The following is a 17963-nucleotide window of genomic DNA, read 5'->3' as shown; positions in this document are numbered from 1 at the left end:
GGAGTTCGGGCCGCCGGCGGGTGAGGCCGGGCGGCGCTGCCAGAATCCGTGACCATGGTGCCTGCTGCTTACATCGAACAGCTCGGCTCACCGGAGGTCATCCGCTACGGCGAGCTGGCGGCTCCGCGGCCCGGACCGACCGACGTGCTGGTGGACGTCACTGCCGCCTCCGTCAACCACGTGGACACCTTTGTGCGGTCGGGCGCCTGGCGCACCCCGCTCACGTTCCCGTTCGTGATCGGCCGGGATCTGGTAGGCACCGTCGCCGCCTCAGGGCCGGGCGCCCACGGCTTCGCTGCCGGCGATCCCGTGTGGTGCAACAGCCTCGGCCATGACGGCCGGCAGGGTGCCGCGGCAGGGCAGGCGGTCGTGCCGGTCGACCGGTTGTACCGTCTGCCCGGAGGGGTGGATCCCCATGACGCGGTCGCGGTGGCGCACCCGGCCGCGACCGCGTACCTCGGCCTTTTCACGCACGGGCGGCTTCGGCCGGGCGAGACCGTGGTCGTCGCGGGCGCCGCCGGCAACGTCGGCAGCGCGCTCGTCGTGATGGCGGTTCAGGCCGGCGCCCGCGTGATCGCCCTCGCCGGCGCGGGTGATGCGGACTCCTGCCGATCGCTGGGGGCGGCGGAAGTCTTCGACTACCGCGAGCCCGAGGTGTCTCAGCGCATCCGTGATGCCTGCCCGCGAGGGGTCGATGTCTACGTCGACACCTCCGGGGAGAACGACCTGGGCACCGCGGTCGACCTGCTCGCGGCCCGGGGCCGGATCGTCCTGCTCGCCGGGATGCGGACCAGGCCGGTCCTGCCGGTCGGGCCGCTGTACCTCAGGGACCGCTCGGTCCTCGGCTTCGCCATCTCGAACGCCACCGCCGACGAACTCGCCACGGCGGCGGCCACCATCAACCGCCTGCTCGCCGACGGGCGGCTCCGCCCGCGTGCCGTCGAAACACTGCCGCTGAGTTCCGCCGCCGAAGCGCACCGCCGCCTGGAAGAGGGAAAGGTGCACGGGAAACTCGTACTCCGCACGACCTGACAGACCACAGAGCGCTCCGTTGACCGGCTCCGGCGGACCCCTGGCAATATCTTGGCCGTGGCAGAATCAATCATCGATCAAACTCCGCTGTTCGACCTCCGAGCCGAATTGAAGATTTCCGCTGCACCGGACGAGGTCTACGCCTTGGTCAGCGATATGCCCCGCACGCCGGAATGGAGCAGGGAAATCATCGAGGGCCAATGGGTGTCCGGTACCCCGGCCCAGGTGGGCGCGATCTTCCGCGGCCACAACTACCGCGAGGACGACGTCGTCGAGTGGGCTCCGGTGCCGCGCGGCGGCTGGTACACCGAGGCCAAGGTGGTCGCCGCGGACCCCGGCCGCACCTTCCGCTGGAGGCTCCTCACCCACACCCGGGACTGGCAGGACAGCAACTGGGGCTACGACATGGAGCCGGCGCCGGGCGGCAGTCTTGTGACCCACCATTTCAAGATGACCACGGCCACCGACGGTGTGCTCAGGATTGTCGCATCGCTGGACGAAGCGGGGCGTGAAAGGTTCGTCGCCGACTGGCGGGTCAAGCTCCAGGACGACATGGAAGAGACGCTGCGACGCATCAAGAAGATCGTCGAAAACCAGTGACGCAACAGCTGAAATTCCCCCGGCACGGCTGAGTTCCCCCCGCACGGCTGAATTCCCGTAGCCATGGAATGAGAGGGCAGCACATGCTTCTGCAGCGCATAGCAAACAAGGGCATTCAGCTGGGAACGCTCTTCGACCGGGCGGCGGCCAGGCACCCCGCGAGTCCCGTGATCCTCGATCACGAACTCGACATCGCGCCGAAGCTCGGACGCCGCGTCACGCTGACGGAAGTGGCCGACCTGGTCGACGACTTCGCCTCCCGCCTGTGGGCCGCCAAGGTCCGTCCGGGGCAGCGCGTCGTCGTCTTCAAGACCAACGGTTTCGACATCTCGCTCCTCGCCTGCTCCGTGGCCCGGATCGGCGCCGTCCCCGTACTGCTGTCGCCGAAGCTGGACGGCGCCACCGTCGCCGAGTTGCTGCGCCGGGTGGACCAGCCCTACCTGCTGACCGATCAGGACAAGCTCGAACAGGAGCTGCCGCCCGAGGTCTTCGGCCTCTCGGAGCGCGTACTCCTCACCTCGGGCAGCTACCAGGACGCCACCGAGCTCGCATCGCTCGCGGGCGTCAGGCGTGTCGACCCCATCGTCATGTCCCCGGATCACCCGACGCTGATCACGCACACCTCCGGGACCACCGGCACACCGAAGCTGGCCGTGCACACCGGGCGTACCTTCGAGGCGCGCTACCGCCCGCAGGGAACCGTGATGGCCCTGAAGGTCAGGCGCAGCGAGCCCGTGGCGATGCACATCTCGTTCGTGCACTCGCGGATGTTCACCATCATGCCGATCTCCGTGCTCCAGGGGCACCCGCTCATCGTCCTCCGGGACGACGACCCGGGCAGCGTCGGCGATATCTTCACGCACGTCTCCCCCGGCTTCATCGAAGCCCACCCCAACACGTTCATGCACTGGGAGGTCCTGGCGGACGACCCGCGCAGGCCGCTGACGAACGTGAAGTTCTTCAGCAGCACCTTCGACGCCCTCCACCCGCGGACCGTGCACCGCATGCTGGGCGCGACCAAGCGGAAGTTCCCGCTCTTCTTCCAGCTGTACGGGCAGAGCGAGGTGGGCCCGATCGCCGGGCGCGCGTACAGCAAGAGGCGGGGCACGGAGGCGGACGGCCGGTGTGTCGGCTCTCCCTTCCCCGGCATGACGGGCGTACGAGTGGTGAGCCGCGACGGCAATCCGCCCACCAAGTCGTCACCGGGGTACATCGAGGTCCGCAGCGACGGACGGATCGTCACGTATCTCGGCGAGCACGCGCGCTGGGAGAAGCAGGTCAACGACGGCTGGTGGCGCATGGGGGACCTGGGCTACCGCACGAAATGGGGCTGTCTGCACCTGCTGGACCGCGAGGTCGACGAGATCCCCGGAATCGACAGCACCCTGGAGATCGAGGACACGCTGTTCGCCCGCCTGCCGGAACTCGTCGAGGTCATCATCATCCCGGACGAGAACGGCACGCCCCTCCCTGTGGTCTGCACCCGGGACGACAAGCCCCTGGACCTGACGGCCTGGAGGTCCGCGGCGGCGGGTCTGCCCGCGATGGCCGAGCCCGTCCAGTGGAAGCTGGACGACCTGCCGCAGACCGCGACGACGAAGATCAAGCGGCTGGAGCTGGCCCGGCTGCTGGGGGCGGGAGACCGGGGCCGGTGATGAGCAGTCACGCCGAGGTCTGCATCGTCGGCGCCGGCCCCCGCGGCCTTTCGGTGCTGGAACGGCTGTGTGCCAACGAGCGGAGAACGCCGTCGCGTTCCACCGTGACCGTGCATGTCGTCGACCCGTTCGCCCCCGGAGCCGGAAGTGTCTGGCGCACCGAGCAGTCCCGCCACCTCCTGATGAACACCGTGGCATCGCAGATCACCGTCTACACCGACAGCAGCGTGCGGATCGAGGGTCCCGTCGAGCCAGGACCGAGCCTGTACGAGTGGGCCAAGGGCCTCGGCCTGCTGGGCGGGCACGGCGACTACGACGACGCGACCCTGGCCGAGGCCGAGAACCTGGGGCCCGACTCCTACCCCACCCGGGCCCTGTACGGCCGCTATCTCAAGGACTGCTTCCAGTGGGTCGTCGCGGGCGCCCCCGAGCATGTCACCGTCCATGAGCACCGGTCCCGAGCTGTCGCCATGGCCGACACGCACGGAGTCCCCGGCGGCCCGCAGGGCCTCCGGCTCGAGGACGGCACCCGGCTCAACCGGCTGGACGCCATCGTGCTGGCCCAAGGACACGTACCCGCCCGGCTGACGCCTCAGGAGGCGCGGACGGCGAGCCTGGCCCGCATCCACTACCTCACCTACATCACCCCGGCCAACCCCGCGGACGTGGACCTGAGCGGGATCCGGCCCGGCGAGCCCGTGCTGCTGCGCGGCCTGGGCCTGAACTTCGTCGATTACCTGGCACTGTTCAGCGTGGGACGCGGCGGCTCCTTCGTCCGCGACCAGGACCGGCTCGTCTACCGGCCCTCCGGGCAGGAGCCGCGGCTGTACGCGTTCTCGCGCCGCGGCGTCCCGTACCACGCCCGTGGCGAGAACGAGAAGGGCCCCTCCGGCAGGTACGTCCCCCGGCTGCTCACCCCGGGGACCATCGCCCGGCTGCGCCGTCGTGCCGAGGAAGGCGAGCGGGTCCACTTCGGCACGGATCTGTGGCCGCTCATCGCTCGAGAAGTGGAGAGCGTCTACTACGGCACGCTGCTGGGGTCCCGGGGCCGCGGCGCCGAGCGGGAAGCCTTCGTCGAGGAGTACCTGTCCAATGAGCGGGAGCCGGACCACGCCCGGCTGCTGGACAGGTACGGCATCCAGGCCGCGGACCGGTGGGACTGGGAGCGGCTCGCCCGGCCCTACGCAGGGCGCGAGTTCACCAGCCGGGAGGACTTTCGCTCCTGGCTGCTGGAGTACCTGGCCCGCGACATCCGCGAGGCGAGGACGGGCAATGTCAGCGGGCCCCTCAAGGCGGCCGTGGACGTGCTGCGCGATCTGCGCAACGAGGTCCGGCTCGCCGTGGACCACGCGGGCCTGGAGGGCAATTCGCACCGGGACGATCTGGAGGGCTGGTACACCCCGCTCAACGCCTTCCTCTCCACCGGCCCGCCCGTCTCGCGCGCCGAAGAGACGGTCGCGCTCATCGAGGCCGGAATCCTGGGGATCATCGGGCCGCAGACCCAGGTGCGGTTCGACACCTTCGAGCCGGGCTTCGTCGCCGAGTCCCTGGTCGTGCCCGGCCCCCCGGTACGGGCGACCGCCCTGATCGAGGCGCGGCTGCCCGAGCCCGACCTGCGCCGCACCGCCGACCCGTTGCTGCGTCACCTGCTGGACACGGACCAGTGCCGCCCGTACCGCATTCCCGGTTCGTGCGGCACCGCCTACGAGACCGGTGGGCTCGACGTCACCGAGCGGCCCTCCCAGGTCCTCGACCGGCGGGGACGTGTCCATCCCCGCCGGTTCGCCTACGGCGTCCCCACCGAGTCCGCTCACCGGGTGACCGCGGCGGGCACCCGCCCGGGAGCGGACTCGGTCATCCTCGGCGATTCCGACGCGATCGCCCGTGCCGTCCTGGCTCTGCCACCCGTCGCCAACGTGCCGTCCGAGGCGGGGCCGTCCGCGGCCGAAACCGATCTGACGACGGTGATCGTGTGACCGGGCAGCCGGAGGAGCCGGCCGCCCCCGCCGGTCCGCGGGCGGACCGGGTGCCGCGACTCTCACCCCATGGTGAAAGCCGAGGAGAGACTTGACGACCGTACGGAGCAACTCCGGCCGCCGGATCCAGGACTGGGACCCGGAGGACGAGAAGTTCTGGGAGCGCGGTGGCAAGCACATCGCGCGGCGCAATCTGATCCTGTCGGTCTTCTCGGAGCACATCGGGTTCTCGGTCTGGAGCATCTGGTCGGTCCTGGTGCTGTACCTGTCCCCGGAAATCGGCCTCGGCTTCGGCCCCGGCGAGAAGTTCCTGCTGGTCGTCACCCCGACCCTGGTGGGTGCGGCACTGCGGTTGCCCTACAGCTATGCGGTCACCCGCTTCGGCGGCCGCAACTGGACCGTGTTCAGCTCCGTCATCCTGCTCGTTCCCACGCTGCTGGCCCTGTACTTCGTCCAGCGACCGGGCACCCCGCTGTGGGTGTTCATGGCCATCGGCGCCACGGCCGGAGTCGGCGGCGGCACCTTCGCCTCGTCGATGACGAACATCGCCGGCTTCTTCCCGCAACGGCATCAGGGCTGGGCACTGGGGCTCAATGCCGGGGGCGGCAACCTCGGGGTCGCGGTGGTCCAGCTCGTCGGCCTGCTGGTGATCGCCACGGCGGGCAGCACCCACCCCTCGTACGTCGCGGCGGTCTACCTTCCGCTGATCGTGCTGGCCTCGCTGCTGGCCGCGCTGGGGATGGACAACATCGAGGCGAATCGTCCCGAGCCGGGGATCCTGCGCCAGGCGGCGGCGAACCGCCACACCTGGTGGATATCTCTGCTGTACGTCGGGACGTTCGGCTCGTTCATCGGCTACGGCTTCGCTTTCGGCCTCGTGCTGCAGCACCAGTTCGGCTCCACCCCGCTGGAGGCGGCCGGTTACACGTTCCTCGGACCGCTCCTCGGCTCGCTGTCCCGTCCGGCGGGCGGCTGGATGGCCGACCGCTGGGGCGGCGCACGCATCACGTTCTGGAACTTCCTCGCCATGGCCGCGGGGGCGGGCGTGCTGCTCGTGGCCTCGTCCCGGAACTCCTTCCCGCTGTTCGTCGCCGGGTTCACCGTCTTGTTCGTCCTCAGCGGGATCGGCAACGGCTCCACGTACAAGATGATCCCGGCGGTCCTCGCCGGGGAGGCGGAGGCCGCGGTCACCGCGGGACATGACGCCACGAGCGCCTTCGCGCGCGCACGGCGGCTGTCCGGCGCGGTGATCGGCATCGCCGGAGCGGTCGGTGCACTCGGCGGTGTGGCGGTCAACCTGGCCTTCCGCGCCGCCTACGGGGGCGCCGGCGGGACCGGGGAGCCCGCGTTCGTCGGGTTCCTCGGGTTCTACGCACTGTGCGTGGCGGCCACCCGGATCGTCTACCTCCAGCGGGAGCGGCCGCGTGCCGGTGCGGCGGGGGACGCTCACCGGACAGCGCAGGCGGGCAGGACGACGGAGGCAACGCGTGTCTGAACCGCGGACGGTGGCGACCCACTGCCCGTACTGCGCCCTGCAGTGCGGCACCCGGCTGAGCCGTGAGCCCGCACAAGGTGTGGTGGTGCGCCCGTCCGACTTCCCCGTCAACCGGGGCAGGCTGTGCCAGAAGGGCTGGACGGCGCCCGCGCTGCTGGACGTGCCCGACCGCCTTCGCCACCCGCTGGTGCGCGGCGATGACGGGGAGCTCACGCCGGTCGGCTGGGACGCCGCCCTCGACGCCGTCGCCTCCGCCCTGCTCCGTATCCGGGACCGGCACGGCCCGGACGCCGCGGCCGTTTTCGGCGGGGGCGGCCTGACCAACGAAAAGGCCTACCTGCTGGGCAAGTTCGCCCGCCTGGCCCTGGGCACCAGCCAGATCGACTACAACGGCCGGTTCTGTATGTCCTCGGCCGCGGCGGCCGGGACCGCCGCGTTCGGCCTCGACCGCGGGCTTCCCTTCCCCGTCACCGACCTCGGACGAGCCGATGCGGTCATGCTGGTGGGCGCGAACCCGGCCGAGACGATGCCCCCGCTGATGCAGCACCTCGACCGGGCGGACCTGATCGTCGTCGACCCCCGGCGCACCGTGACCGCCGAGCGCGCCGCGCTCCACCTGCAGCCCGCGCCGGGCACGGACCTCGCGCTGGCGCTGGGCCTGCTGCACATCGCGGCCGTCGACGGCTGGCGGGCGGAGGACTACGTACGCGACCGCACCACCGGGTTCGAGGCGGCGTGGCGGCGGGCGGCGACCTGGTGGCCCGAGCGGGTCGAGCGCGTCACGGGCGTACCGGTGTCCGCGCAGCGCACCGCGGTGCGGATGCTCGCCGAGGCCGGGCGGGCCTATGTGCTGACCGGCCGCGGTGCCGAGCAGCACAGCAAGGGCACCGACACGGTCTCCGGCTTCATCAACCTCGCACTGGCGCTCGGGATGCCGGGCCGCGAGGGCAGCGGCTACGGGTGTCTGACCGGGCAGGGGAACGGCCAGGGCGGCCGCGAGCACGGGCAGAAGGCGGACCAGCTCCCCGGCTACCGGTTGATCACCGACCCTGCGGCGCGTGCTCATGTCGCCGGGGTCTGGGGCGTACCGCCCGGTGCCCTGCCCGGTGCGGGCCGCAGCGCCTACGAGTTGCTCGACGCGCTCGGCACGGAGAACGGCCCGCGGGCGCTGCTGGTGTTCGGCTCGAATCCGGCCGTCTCCGCGCCGCACGCCCGCCATGTCACCGACCGCATGGCCGCGTTGGACCTGCTGGTGGTGGCCGACTTCGTGCCGTCGGAGACGGCTCGGATGGCCGACGTCGTGCTGCCGGTGTCCCAGTGGGCCGAAGAGGAAGGCACGATGACCAACCTCGACGGACGGGTGCTGCGCCGCCGGCGGCTGCTGTCCCCGCCGTCCGGCGTGCGCAGCGACCTGGAGGTCCTGCACGGCCTGGCCATACGGCTCGGGGAGCCGCCCCATCGCTACCCCACCGCACCGCGTGAGGTCTTCGACGAGCTGCGCCGCGCCTCCCGCGGCGGCAAGGCGGACTACTCCGGCATCAGTTACGAGCGGCTGGACGCCGGGGAGACACTGCACTGGCCGTGCCTGGACCTGCCGGACGCGGACCGGCTGGCCATGGATCTGCCGGGCGTGGCTGAGCCGCACCCCGGTACGCCCCGGCTGTTCCTCGACAGCTTCGCGCACCCTGACGGGCGCGCGCGGTTCGCCGAGGTCGACCACCGCGACGCCGCCGAGACCACCCGGCCCGACTACCCCCTGTACGCCACCACCGGCCGGGTACTCGCCCACTACCAGTCCGGTGCGCAGACCCGCAGGGTCGCCGAGCTCCACGAGACCGCACCGGAGGCGTTCGTCGAGGTGCACCCCGACACCGCCGGCCACGCCGGACTCCGCGACGGCGTACTGGCCCTGGTCAGCTCCGCGCGAGGGAGCACGGTGGCCCGCGTACGGCTGGTCGGGACCATGCTCCCGGACACGGTCTTCCTCCCGTTCCACTTTCCGGGCAACGGCCGGGCGAACCTCATCACCCATGCGGCTCTCGACCCGCGCAGCGGAATGCCGGAGTTCAAGGTCTGCGCGGTGCGGATCGAACCCTGCACCGTCCCGGCCACGGACGTGCGCGGATGACCCGGGTCGTCGTCATGGGCAACGGACCGGCCGGACACCGGTTCGTGGACCGGCTGCGCCACCACGGCCACCGGGGAACGGTCACCGTACTCGGGGCGGAACCGCGTGCCGCCTACAACCGGGCCCTGCTGACCTCGGTTCTCGGCCGTACGCTGAGTCCCGCAGCCGTGACGCTGCCCGCCCTTCCGGCCGGCCCGCGGGTGCGGACCGGAGTCCGCGCGACGCGGATCGACCGGACGCGGCGCCTGGTGCACTGCGACGACCGTGCGGTGCACCCGTACGACGTCCTCGTCATCGCCACCGGAGCGCGTCCGCGCACTCCCTTGGTGCCCGGCCTGCGGGGCCCCGACGGACACCTGGCCGCCGGAGTGCGGGCCGTTCGGACCCTGACCGACTGCGAGCGGACCGCTGAAGCCCGCGTGACCGTGCTGGGCGGCGGAGTTCTCGGGGTGGAGACGGCGCTCGCCCTGCGGGGCAGGGGCTGCACGGTCACCCTGGTGCACCCGAAGCCCTACCCGATGGACCGGCATCTCGATGCCGTGGCCGGCCGCCTCCTCGCCGGGGAACTCGACGAACTGGGCGTGGACCTGCGGCTCGGGCGCCGGGCCGTCGCGTACCGGCCGGGCCAACTCACCCTGGAGGGCGGCGAGGTGCTCGGCGCCGACACCCTGCTGCTGTGCGCCGGAGCCGCACCGGAAGTCGGGGTTGCCCGCCGGGCAGGGCTGGCCGTGCGGACCGGCGTGCTGGTCGACGACCGGTTGCGGACCGACGACCCGCGCATCCACGCCATCGGGGACTGCGCGGAGCACGCGGGCGCAGTGCCGCGGCTGATCGCACCGGCGTGGGACCAGGCCGAGACCCTCGCCCGGCTCCTCGCCGGCCACCGGGTGCGCTACTGCGGCACCAGAAGAATCATCCGGCTGAAGGCATCCGGCCTCGATGTCGTCTCCCTGGGCTCGCTCGACGACCTCACCGACCCGCACGCCAAGGTCGAAGCGGTGACGCTCTCGGACCCCGCCCGCGGCCGCTACGCCAGACTGGCGCTGGCCGACCAGCGCATCACCGGTGCGGTCGTGGTCGGCTTCCCCGAGGCCGTCGCCTCGGTCACCCGCCTGTACGACCGGGATCTGCCCGTGCCGTCGGACCGGCTCGGGCTCCTGCTGGGAACGGCCGCGGCCGAGCGCCCGGCCCCCGTCGAGCTGCCGGAGGACGCGGTGATCTGCCACTGCAACAACGTCACCAAGGGGGGCCTGCTGCGGGCCTGGCGGGACGGCGCCCGCGAGCTGACGGACATCGCCGAGGCGACCCGCGCGACCACCGGGTGCGGGGGCTGCCGGGACGATGTGCGTCGCATCCGCGACGCGGCGCGCTCCGCCGGCGAGGCGGCGACGGCGGCCGGACGGAGCAGCGGATCATGACCCGCACCCTGGTCGTCGCCGGGCACGGAATGGTCGGCCACCATCTCGTACGGAATCTCCGGTTCCGGGACCGCCGGGGCACCTGGCGCATCGTCATCCTGGCCGAGGAGGCTCATCCCGCCTACAACCGGGTCGCGCTCTCGTCCTATCTGGAGGGCACGAGCGCGAGCGAACTCAGCCTGGCGGACGAGGAGTTCCTGGGCGACCCGATGGTGGACCTGAGGCTGTCCACGGCCGTGACCGGGATCGACCGGCGGGCACGTACGGTGGCCGCCGCCGATTCCACCGTGACCGCATACGACGCGCTGGTGCTGGCGACCGGTTCGCGGCCGTTTCTGCCGCCGGTGCCCGGGCGCGACCTTCCCGGCTGCTTCGTCTACCGCACCTTCGACGACCTCGACGCGATCCGGGCGGCGGCCACGCCGGGCCGGCCCGGCGTCGTGGTCGGCGGCGGCCTGCTCGGCCTGGAAGCCGCCAATGCGCTGCGTCTGCTGGGCATGCGCCCCCATGTCGTCGAAATGGCGCCGCGGCTCATGCCGCTGCAGGTCGACGAAGGGGCGGGGCGGGTCCTCGCCCGGCTCGTCGGGGAGCTCGGCGTACATGTGCACTGCGGCACCGCCATACGGTCCGTCGACGGCGGCCCCGACGGACGGGTGCGCGCCGTCACGCTGGCCGACGGCACCACGCTCGAGTCCGATCTCGTGGTCTTCTCCGCCGGAGTCCGCCCCCGGGACGAACTCGCGGGTCCCGCGGGGCTGGAGACGGCCGAACGCGGCGGGTTCCTCGTCGACGAGTACTGCCGCACCCGCGACGAGCGCAGCATCTGGGCGGTGGGCGAGTGCGCGGCGGTACGGGGCCGCTGCCACGGGCTGCTCGCGCCCGGCTACCGCATGGCCGAAACCGTCGTGGAGCAGCTGCTGGGAATCGGTGAGACGCCGTTCCCGGGGGCAGACCTCTCGACCAAGCTCAAACTGCTCGGCGTCGAGGTGGCCAGCTTCGGGGACGTGCACGCCGAGAGCCCTGGCGCGCTGGAGTTCGTCCACGCCGACAACGCCGCCGGCACGTACGCGAAGCTCGTTCTCGGTGAGGACGGGAGGACGCTGCTCGGCGGGGTCCTGGCCGGTGACGCCACCGCGTATCCCGTCCTCCGCGCGCTGGTCGGCCACGAACTCACGGCCCCGCCCGAGCAGTTGCTCTTCACATCGTCACGTGACTGACAGAAGATCCCTCAGCACGCCGCCCATGATGCGGACGCCGTCCTGTGTGAGCAGCGATTCGGCGTGGAACTGCATCGAGGCGAAGCGAGGCCCGCGCAGCGCGTGCACCTCACCCGTCTCCGCATCCCGGCTCACCTCCACCACCCCCACGCCGGCGCAGTCCGCCTTCTCCTCGTGGCACCTGGCGGCGAAGGTGTTGTAGAAGCCGACCCGCTCCCGGGCTCCGAACAGGTCGATCTCCCGCTGCACGCCCTGGTTCGGGACCTTCCTGCGGATGAGCGGGAACCCCAGCCGCATGCTGAGCACCTGGTGGCTCAGGCAGACGGCCAGGAACGGCCGCCGCTCCGCGAGCAGGGTTTGCACCGCGGTCCGCAGGTGCTCGATCTTGGGGTTCCCGGTCTCGCGCGGGTCGCCGGGCCCCGGCCCCATGACGACGAGGTCGTAGCCTTCGAAGGCGTACGGCTCGTCGAAGCGGCGCACGGTCACCGACAGGCCGAGGGAGCCGAGCTGGTGGCCGATCATCGAGGTGAAGGTGTCCTCGGCGTCGACGACCAGCACCCGGCGGCCGGCCAGCACCGGGTCCGTCCTGACCCGGTCCCGGTCCTCCCCCAGCCAGAAGCCGGCGATGGTGGCGTTGCGTCCCTCCAGGGCGGTCCGGACGCTCGGGTGCTGTGCGAAGCGTTCGGGCCCGCCGTCCTCGAGTGCCGCGAGCAGCCCCGCCGCCTTGGCCCGTGTCTCGGCGACCTCGGAGTCCGGGTCGGAGTGCCGGACCAGGGTGGCGCCGACGCCGATCCGCAGCCGTCCGCCGGTGTCGATGTCGGCGGTGCGGATGAGGATGGAGGAGTCCAGGGCCGGGCCTCCGTGCTCGTCGTGGCCGATGAGGGCGATGACCCCGCTGTAGTAGCCGCGGCCTTCGGGCTCGTACCGGGCGATGACCCGGCAGGCGCTCTCCAGCGGGCTGCCGGTGACGGTCGGGGCGAACATCGTCTCCCGCAGGACTTCGCGCGGATCGCGCGTGCTGTGCCCCTCGATGAAGTACTCGGTGTGGGCGAGCCGGGCCATCTCCTTCAGGTACGGACCGGTGACCCGGCCTCCGGCGTCGCAGATCCGGGCCATCATCTTGAGCTCCTCGTCGACGACCATGTAGAGCTCGTCGGTCTCTTTGCGGTCGGCGAGGAAGTCCAGTACCTCCGGCAGCGTGGGTCCGGAGGGCGGATAGCGGTAGGTGCCGCTGATGGGGTTCATCACGGCGGTGCCGTCGCGCATGCTGATGTGCCGCTCGGGGGTGGCGCCGACGAACGTCCGTGCTCCGGTGTGGACGATGAACGTCCAGTACGCGCCGGACTCCCGCTCCAGGAGCCGGCGGAAGAACACCAGGGCGCTGTGCGGGGTGTAGTCGCTGATGTCGGCGACGAACGAGCGCCTGATGACGAAGTTCGCGCCTTCTCCGCTACCGATTTCCTCGGCGACGACCCTGCGGACCGTGTCGGCGTACGTGGCGTCGTCCACCTCGAAGTGTCCGCCGGAGAGCCGGATCGAGACGTCGGGAAGCCGGGGGAGGACCTCGGAGAGAGGCAGCGTGGCCTGGCCGGTGACGCTCAGGGCGACCAGCGGCGAGCCGTCGTCCGGGGCGGTGAAGCCACGCTCGGTGATCTGCTGGTACGGGATGACCGCCAGCACGTCGTGGCGGGGCCCGTCGGTGGACGGCGGCTTCTCCGGCACGGGGATACCGGCCAGCGTGTCCGGCAGGGTCACCTCGCCGACCAGTACGTCCAAGGCTGCCGGGCCGGTTGTCTCGGGACGGTGGAGCAGGGCGAAGGCGGGCGGGCGCGTGCCCAGCACCCGGTCGAGCAGGTCCTGTTCCACGGACTCCCCTTCGGGGGTTCCCGGTGTGCGTGTCATGGGAGGGCTCCCTTGGCGGTGACGACCATGGCGCAGCGCTGCGCCGCGTAGGTGAGGGCCAGCATGTGAAACTCGAGCGAGAAGTCGGCGACGGCGTCGGCGACCAGGAAGGGCTGGATGTCGTAGGTGAACGCGTCGACCGCGGTCATCAGTACGCCGACGTGCGCGTAGACGCCGCAGATGACCAGCTGGTCGCGGCCGTGCTCGCGCATCCGCCGAAGCAGGTCGGACCGGAAGAAGGCGCTGTAGCGCCACTTGGTGAACGTCCAGTCGTCCGGGGCCGGGGCCAGTGGTTCGACGACCTGCCGGTCGACCGGGTCCACCCGCATGCCGGGACCCCAGAAGTCCTTCAGCAGACCGCGTTGTTCACTGGTCATGCCGCCGGGCTGCATGGTGTAGGCCACCGGGACGCCGAGTTCGGTGCAGCGCTCGCGCAGCAGGACGGCGTTCCGTACCAGCTCGTCCTGCGGGCCCTCGGCGGGGATGGGCGCGAGGAAGTAGCGCTGCATGTCGTGGACGAGGAGCACCGCACGATCCGGATCGACGGACCACTGGGCGGTGTTGTCGGGCAGGTCGCCCGCCGACGGCATCGAGTAGGACTGTATGGGGGGTATGCCTGCCATGGCGCTTCTCCGCTGGATCGGGTCGCTGCTTGTGGTGGACATCGCCGGCATCGCTACACACCGAGGGAGGCACCGCCGTCGACCGTGAGGTCGTGCAGGGTGATGTGCGACGCGTGGTCGGAGAGGAGGAAGACGACGGCGTCGGCCACGTCCGAGGGGTCGGCCAGCCGGCCCAGGGGGATGCCCACCTTGAAGGCCTCGGGCCGCCCGTCGATGGTGCGCTGCGGACCCGACTCGTCGTGCCACATGGAGCGGAGCATCGGGGTGACCGTCGATCCCGGGGCCACGACATTGCAGCGGATGCCGTGCCTGGCGACCTCGAGGCCGAGGCACTTGGTGAACATCGAAGCCGCTGCCTTGGACGCGGCGTACGCGGCCATCTCCGTACGGGGGGTGCCGGCGGCGTTGGACGCCACGGTGACGATCGCTCCGCGCTTTCGCGGCACCATCCGGTTGACCACGGCCCGGGACACGTGGAAGACCCCGCCCGCGTTCACCGCGAAGGTATGGGCCCAGTCCTCGTCGGTGAGTCTGCCGACCTCGCCGAGGCGCAGCACGCCCGCGGCATTGACCAGGAACTCCACCGGGCCCACGCTGCGTTCGACCCGGTCGGCCACGGACTCCGCCTCCGCGCTGCTCGTGACGTCGGCGGGGAACGCCTCGACTCGCAGCCCGTCGGCGGCCAGCTTCTCCGCCGTCTGCTCCAGCCGGTGGGCGTCCCGGTCCACGGCGGCCACCGCCACACCGTGCCCGCCCAGTGCGCGAGCCACCGCCGCACCGATTCCGCCTGCTGCTCCGGTGACCAGAGCGACCTTGTTCTCCATATCTCGGACCTCCTGACACGCCGTTAGGCGTGGCAAAGTGACGAATGGCTGCCGTGGCGATTCCAGCCCCGGCTATCCGAGCCAGGCCGAGGCCACCCGGAGCGCTTGGCTCGGATTGAGCCGCGGGTCGCAGAAGCTCGTGTATTTGTCGCCGACATGCTCGACGCCGGACTCGTTGGGGACGCATTCTGTGACATCGTCAGGGGTGGTTTCCAAATGCATCCCGCCGGCCGTGCCGCCCTCAGCCCTGACCGCATTCTGGAATTCGTTGATCTCCCGCTCGATCGTTTCCAGGAAGCGGGTCTTGAATCCATTGGAAAGGGTGACGGTGTTTCCGTGCATGGCGTCGGTGAGCCAGATGACCGGATGCCCCTCGGCACGCGCGGCCGCGACGAGCTTGGGCAGCCGATCGGCCACGACTCCGGCGCCCATCCGGGCGATGAGGGTGAGCCGCCCCGCCTCGCGCGCGGGATCGAGCCGTTCGCACAGCCCGAGCAGCTCGTCGACCGTCATGCCCGGCCCGACCTTGCACGCCACCGGGTTGACCACCCGGGAGAGCAGGGCGACATGGGCTCCGTCAAGCCGGCGCGTCCGTTCGCCGATCCACGGCCAGTGCGTGGAGGTGAGGACCAGCCGCCCCTCCTCGTCCCGGCGAACCATGGGAAGTTCGTAGTCGAGCAGCAGCGCCTCATGGCTGGTCCACACGGGAGCGTCGATACGCGATCGCCCGGCCGGGTCCCGCGGGTTCCGCCAGCCCAGGTGTCCCATGACGTCGGCGGCTGCTTGGTAGCAGGTCAGGAGGCGTCCGGGAGCGGGCCGCCTGCTGTCCGGATCGGGCTCGGGGCTGTTGACCATGTGACCGCGGTAGACGGGGAGTTCCGCGCCTCCGACCCGCTCGGTCGGGTTGGAGCGGGGCTTGCCGAACTGGCCCGCGATGCGGCCGGCGCGCACCACCGGCTTGTGGGCGATCATCTTGATCGCGCCCGCCAGCAGGTCCAGCACGGCGGCTTTGCGGGCGACATAGCCGAGGGTGCTTTCCGCCGGGTCCTCGGAGCAGTCTCCCGACTGCACCACCAGGGCTTCCCCGGCGGAGACCCGGGCGAGCAGCGAGAGCAGGGTGCGTACGTCCTCGGCGTCCACGAGGCCGGGGGAGGCCGCCAGTTCCTCTCTCACTCGCTGAAGCCGCGACGCATCACCCCACTCGGGCTGCTGCTTGGCCGGTTTCCATCGGATGTCGAGCAGAGCGTTGTCCAACGGTGACTCCTCTGACGAATGGGCGTGAGCCCAGCGGACCCAGGGAAGGCTGGGCCGCGGTGCGGGTTTTTCGTAGCCGGAGCGCTTTCAGCCATCGGCCGAACCGGGGCGATTCACGATCCTCTGGGGCGGACGGAGCAGCCGCCAACGGCCTTTGTCGCACTTCGTCAAATGACCGGTACTCCATCAGGTCGCGACAGTGGCCAATTCTCGCCAACCTGACAGATTCGAGTGAGTCCTGATTAACTCCGCGCAGATTTCTTTATTCTTCTTGTGCTGCCCTATACCACTTCTGGCTCACAGAGGAGTTGCGATCCTTGATGACGGACGGGGCAACACCTGCGCGTGGCTTGGAGCTGGAGCAACTGCTCGCGGAGGGCGTTTCTCCGTGGCTGGACGGCATCCACAGGGGCCTGATCTCCTCCGGCCGCCTCGCTCGCTTCATCGGGCGCAGCGGGATCCGCGGGGCCACCTCGGACCCGGCCCTTCTCGCCCGGGCCGTGGTGCACGATGACGCCTACGGTGAGCAACTGGCGCTCCTGGCGGCCGGCGAGGTCCCCCTCGACGAGGCGGTGCGCGCGCTCTGCGCCCACGACATCCGCTGGGCCTGTGACGAACTGCGTCAGGTCCGCGAGGCGACCCACGGGCTCGACGGCCATGTATCGATGGACATGGACCCCCGGGCGGCGCACGACGCCGAGTCGACCGTCGCGGAGGCCGAAGAGCTGTCCCGGTCCGTGAACCGGCCGGGCGCCCTGGTCAAGATCCCGGCCACCCCGGAGGGGATCGCGGCGGCGTCGGACTGTATCGCTCGCGGCATTGGAGTGCATATCACGGAGGTCTTCTCCGTCCGGCGCTACAGCGAGGTCCTCGACGCGTACGTCGAAGGGCTCGAGCACGCACTGGAGGACGGCCGGAGGCTGCCGGCGATCGCCTCGGTGGCTTCGCTGCCCATTGGTCTGCTCGATGCCGAGGTGGACGCCCGGCTGGCCGAATCGGGCACCGCGGCCGCCCATGCGCTGCGCGGCGAGGCAGCGCTCGCCAACGCCCGCTTGTTCTACCGGGCTTACGAGGAGAGCCTCGGCTCCGAGCGCTGGCGCGCGCTGAGGGCCGCCGGGGCCCATCCGCAGCGCCTGATGTGGACGGCCACCGCAGCGCCGGATGCGGACGCTTCGCAGACCCGGTACGTCGACGGGTTCGTCACCTGGGGCACGGTCAACGCGATGTCACTGTGCACGCTCGGCGCGGTCGCCCGCCATGCCGATCTGCAGGGCGACACCCTGATGGGCGGACACCGGGCGGCTCGCGAGGTGCTGGACCGGCTGGAACGGCTCGGCATCCTCTATGACGCGGTCATGCAGAAGCTCGAGGCCGAGAGTGTGGAACGGCGGGCTGCCGCATGGCGGGAGCTCCGCACGGCGGTCGGCGCCCGGCTCCGGCCCACAGACGTCCCTGACCTCTAAGGATGGCAGCTGATTTCACTCCGGTTTCCCACGTGTGGCCCGCAATTTCGAGACACGTGGCTCTCATGTGCGAGCGTTCACTACCGGTGACCAAGAAGCCCAGAATCGGAGGCCATTGTGTCGCAGGAGCGTTCCGGAGCCGGGGCCGACGCACTCGCCGTGCTGGAGCTGCTGTCCGAAGCCGGACCTGCGGACCGTCTCGATACGCCCGTACAGCAGGCTCGGAAGCGAGGTGTCACCGGCGTCGAACTGGAGGCGGTGGAACACGCCAGGCGATTAGGGCTGGCCATCCACGCTCAGCTGTACCGGCGGCAGCAGCGTGAGACAGGCCTTACCAGTCTGGTGGACACCGCACGGGAACTGGCTGCGTTGCACG

At 71.0% G+C, this 17963-nt stretch carries 13 protein-coding genes and 1 pseudogene; 10 read left to right on the top strand and 4 right to left on the bottom strand.

Translation table 11 applies throughout. The features are described from left to right. Nucleotides 1-57: 57 nt before the first annotated feature. The 8 genes from ACTWQC_RS08140 (at nucleotide 58) to ACTWQC_RS08105 (ending at nucleotide 11521) form a co-directional block, all read left to right on the top strand. Entirely contained in the window at nucleotides 58-1032 is a 975-nt protein-coding gene (locus ACTWQC_RS08140) for an NADPH:quinone reductase (RefSeq protein WP_443315088.1), read from the top strand. A gap of 57 nt (nucleotides 1033-1089) precedes the next feature. Beyond that, entirely contained in the window at nucleotides 1090-1632 is a 543-nt protein-coding gene (locus tag ACTWQC_RS08135; protein ID WP_443314883.1) for an SRPBCC family protein, read from the top strand. Between the two features lie 83 nt (nucleotides 1633-1715). Beyond that, nucleotides 1716-3287, top strand: a complete 1572-nt coding sequence (locus tag ACTWQC_RS08130; RefSeq protein ID WP_443314882.1) for a class I adenylate-forming enzyme family protein — start codon at nucleotides 1716-1718, stop codon at nucleotides 3285-3287. Then, nucleotides 3287-5263, top strand: coding sequence for an FAD/NAD(P)-binding protein (locus tag ACTWQC_RS08125; protein ID WP_443314881.1), 1977 nt, complete (start codon nucleotides 3287-3289; stop codon nucleotides 5261-5263). The genes ACTWQC_RS08130 and ACTWQC_RS08125 overlap by 1 nt, the downstream gene beginning before the upstream one ends. Nucleotides 5264-5354: 91 nt before the next feature. Next, nucleotides 5355-6758, top strand: coding sequence for a nitrate/nitrite transporter (locus tag ACTWQC_RS08120; RefSeq protein ID WP_443314880.1), 1404 nt, complete (start codon nucleotides 5355-5357; stop codon nucleotides 6756-6758). Then, on the top strand, nucleotides 6751-8886 hold the full coding sequence (locus tag ACTWQC_RS08115; RefSeq protein WP_443314879.1) for a molybdopterin oxidoreductase family protein: 2136 nt from the start codon (nucleotides 6751-6753) through the stop codon (nucleotides 8884-8886). Before ACTWQC_RS08120 ends, ACTWQC_RS08115 begins: the two co-directional genes overlap by 8 nt. Beyond that, nucleotides 8883-10304 carry an FAD-dependent oxidoreductase gene (locus tag ACTWQC_RS08110; protein ID WP_443314878.1) on the top strand — a complete coding sequence of 474 codons (1422 nt, stop codon included), beginning with the start codon at nucleotides 8883-8885 and terminating at the stop codon, nucleotides 10302-10304. The genes ACTWQC_RS08115 and ACTWQC_RS08110 overlap by 4 nt, the downstream gene beginning before the upstream one ends. After that, nucleotides 10301-11521 carry an NAD(P)/FAD-dependent oxidoreductase gene (locus tag ACTWQC_RS08105; RefSeq protein WP_443314877.1) on the top strand — a complete coding sequence of 407 codons (1221 nt, stop codon included), beginning with the start codon at nucleotides 10301-10303 and terminating at the stop codon, nucleotides 11519-11521. Before ACTWQC_RS08110 ends, ACTWQC_RS08105 begins: the two co-directional genes overlap by 4 nt. Here ACTWQC_RS08105 and ACTWQC_RS08100 read toward each other — a convergent pair. From ACTWQC_RS08100 to ACTWQC_RS08085, 4 genes are all read right to left on the bottom strand, one after another. Then, complete coding sequence (locus tag ACTWQC_RS08100; RefSeq protein ID WP_443314876.1) at nucleotides 11510-13423, bottom strand: anthranilate synthase family protein; 1914 nt, start codon at nucleotides 13421-13423, stop codon at nucleotides 11510-11512. The two genes, ACTWQC_RS08105 and ACTWQC_RS08100, sit on opposite strands and share 12 nt — an antisense overlap. Then, nucleotides 13420-14046, bottom strand: a complete 627-nt coding sequence (locus ACTWQC_RS08095; RefSeq protein ID WP_443314875.1) for an isochorismatase family protein — start codon at nucleotides 14044-14046, stop codon at nucleotides 13420-13422. Before ACTWQC_RS08095 ends, ACTWQC_RS08100 begins: the two co-directional genes overlap by 4 nt. Nucleotides 14047-14099: 53 nt before the next feature. Next, nucleotides 14100-14870, bottom strand: a complete 771-nt coding sequence (locus ACTWQC_RS08090; RefSeq protein ID WP_443314874.1) for a 2,3-dihydro-2,3-dihydroxybenzoate dehydrogenase — start codon at nucleotides 14868-14870, stop codon at nucleotides 14100-14102. Nucleotides 14871-14942: 72 nt separating this feature from the next. Next, nucleotides 14943-16124, bottom strand: coding sequence for a 3-deoxy-7-phosphoheptulonate synthase (locus ACTWQC_RS08085; protein ID WP_443314873.1), 1182 nt, complete (start codon nucleotides 16122-16124; stop codon nucleotides 14943-14945). 320 nt (nucleotides 16125-16444) lie between these two features. Between ACTWQC_RS08085 and tal the strand changes: the two genes are divergently transcribed. Both tal and ACTWQC_RS08075 read left to right on the top strand, forming a co-directional pair. After that, entirely contained in the window at nucleotides 16445-17587 is a 1143-nt protein-coding gene (gene tal, locus ACTWQC_RS08080) for a transaldolase (protein WP_443314872.1), read from the top strand. A 159-nt stretch (nucleotides 17588-17746) separates the two neighbouring features. Further along, nucleotides 17747-17963 (top strand): annotated as a pseudogene (locus ACTWQC_RS08075) (helix-turn-helix domain-containing protein); the annotation flags it as partial.

The sequence above is a fragment of the Streptomyces sp. 8N616 genome (genome assembly GCF_052246385.1).
Classification (GTDB): Bacteria; Actinomycetota; Actinomycetes; order Streptomycetales; family Streptomycetaceae; genus Streptomyces.
The sequence above is the reverse complement of the archived record's forward strand: the minus strand, read 5'-3'. Positions and strand labels throughout refer to the sequence as shown.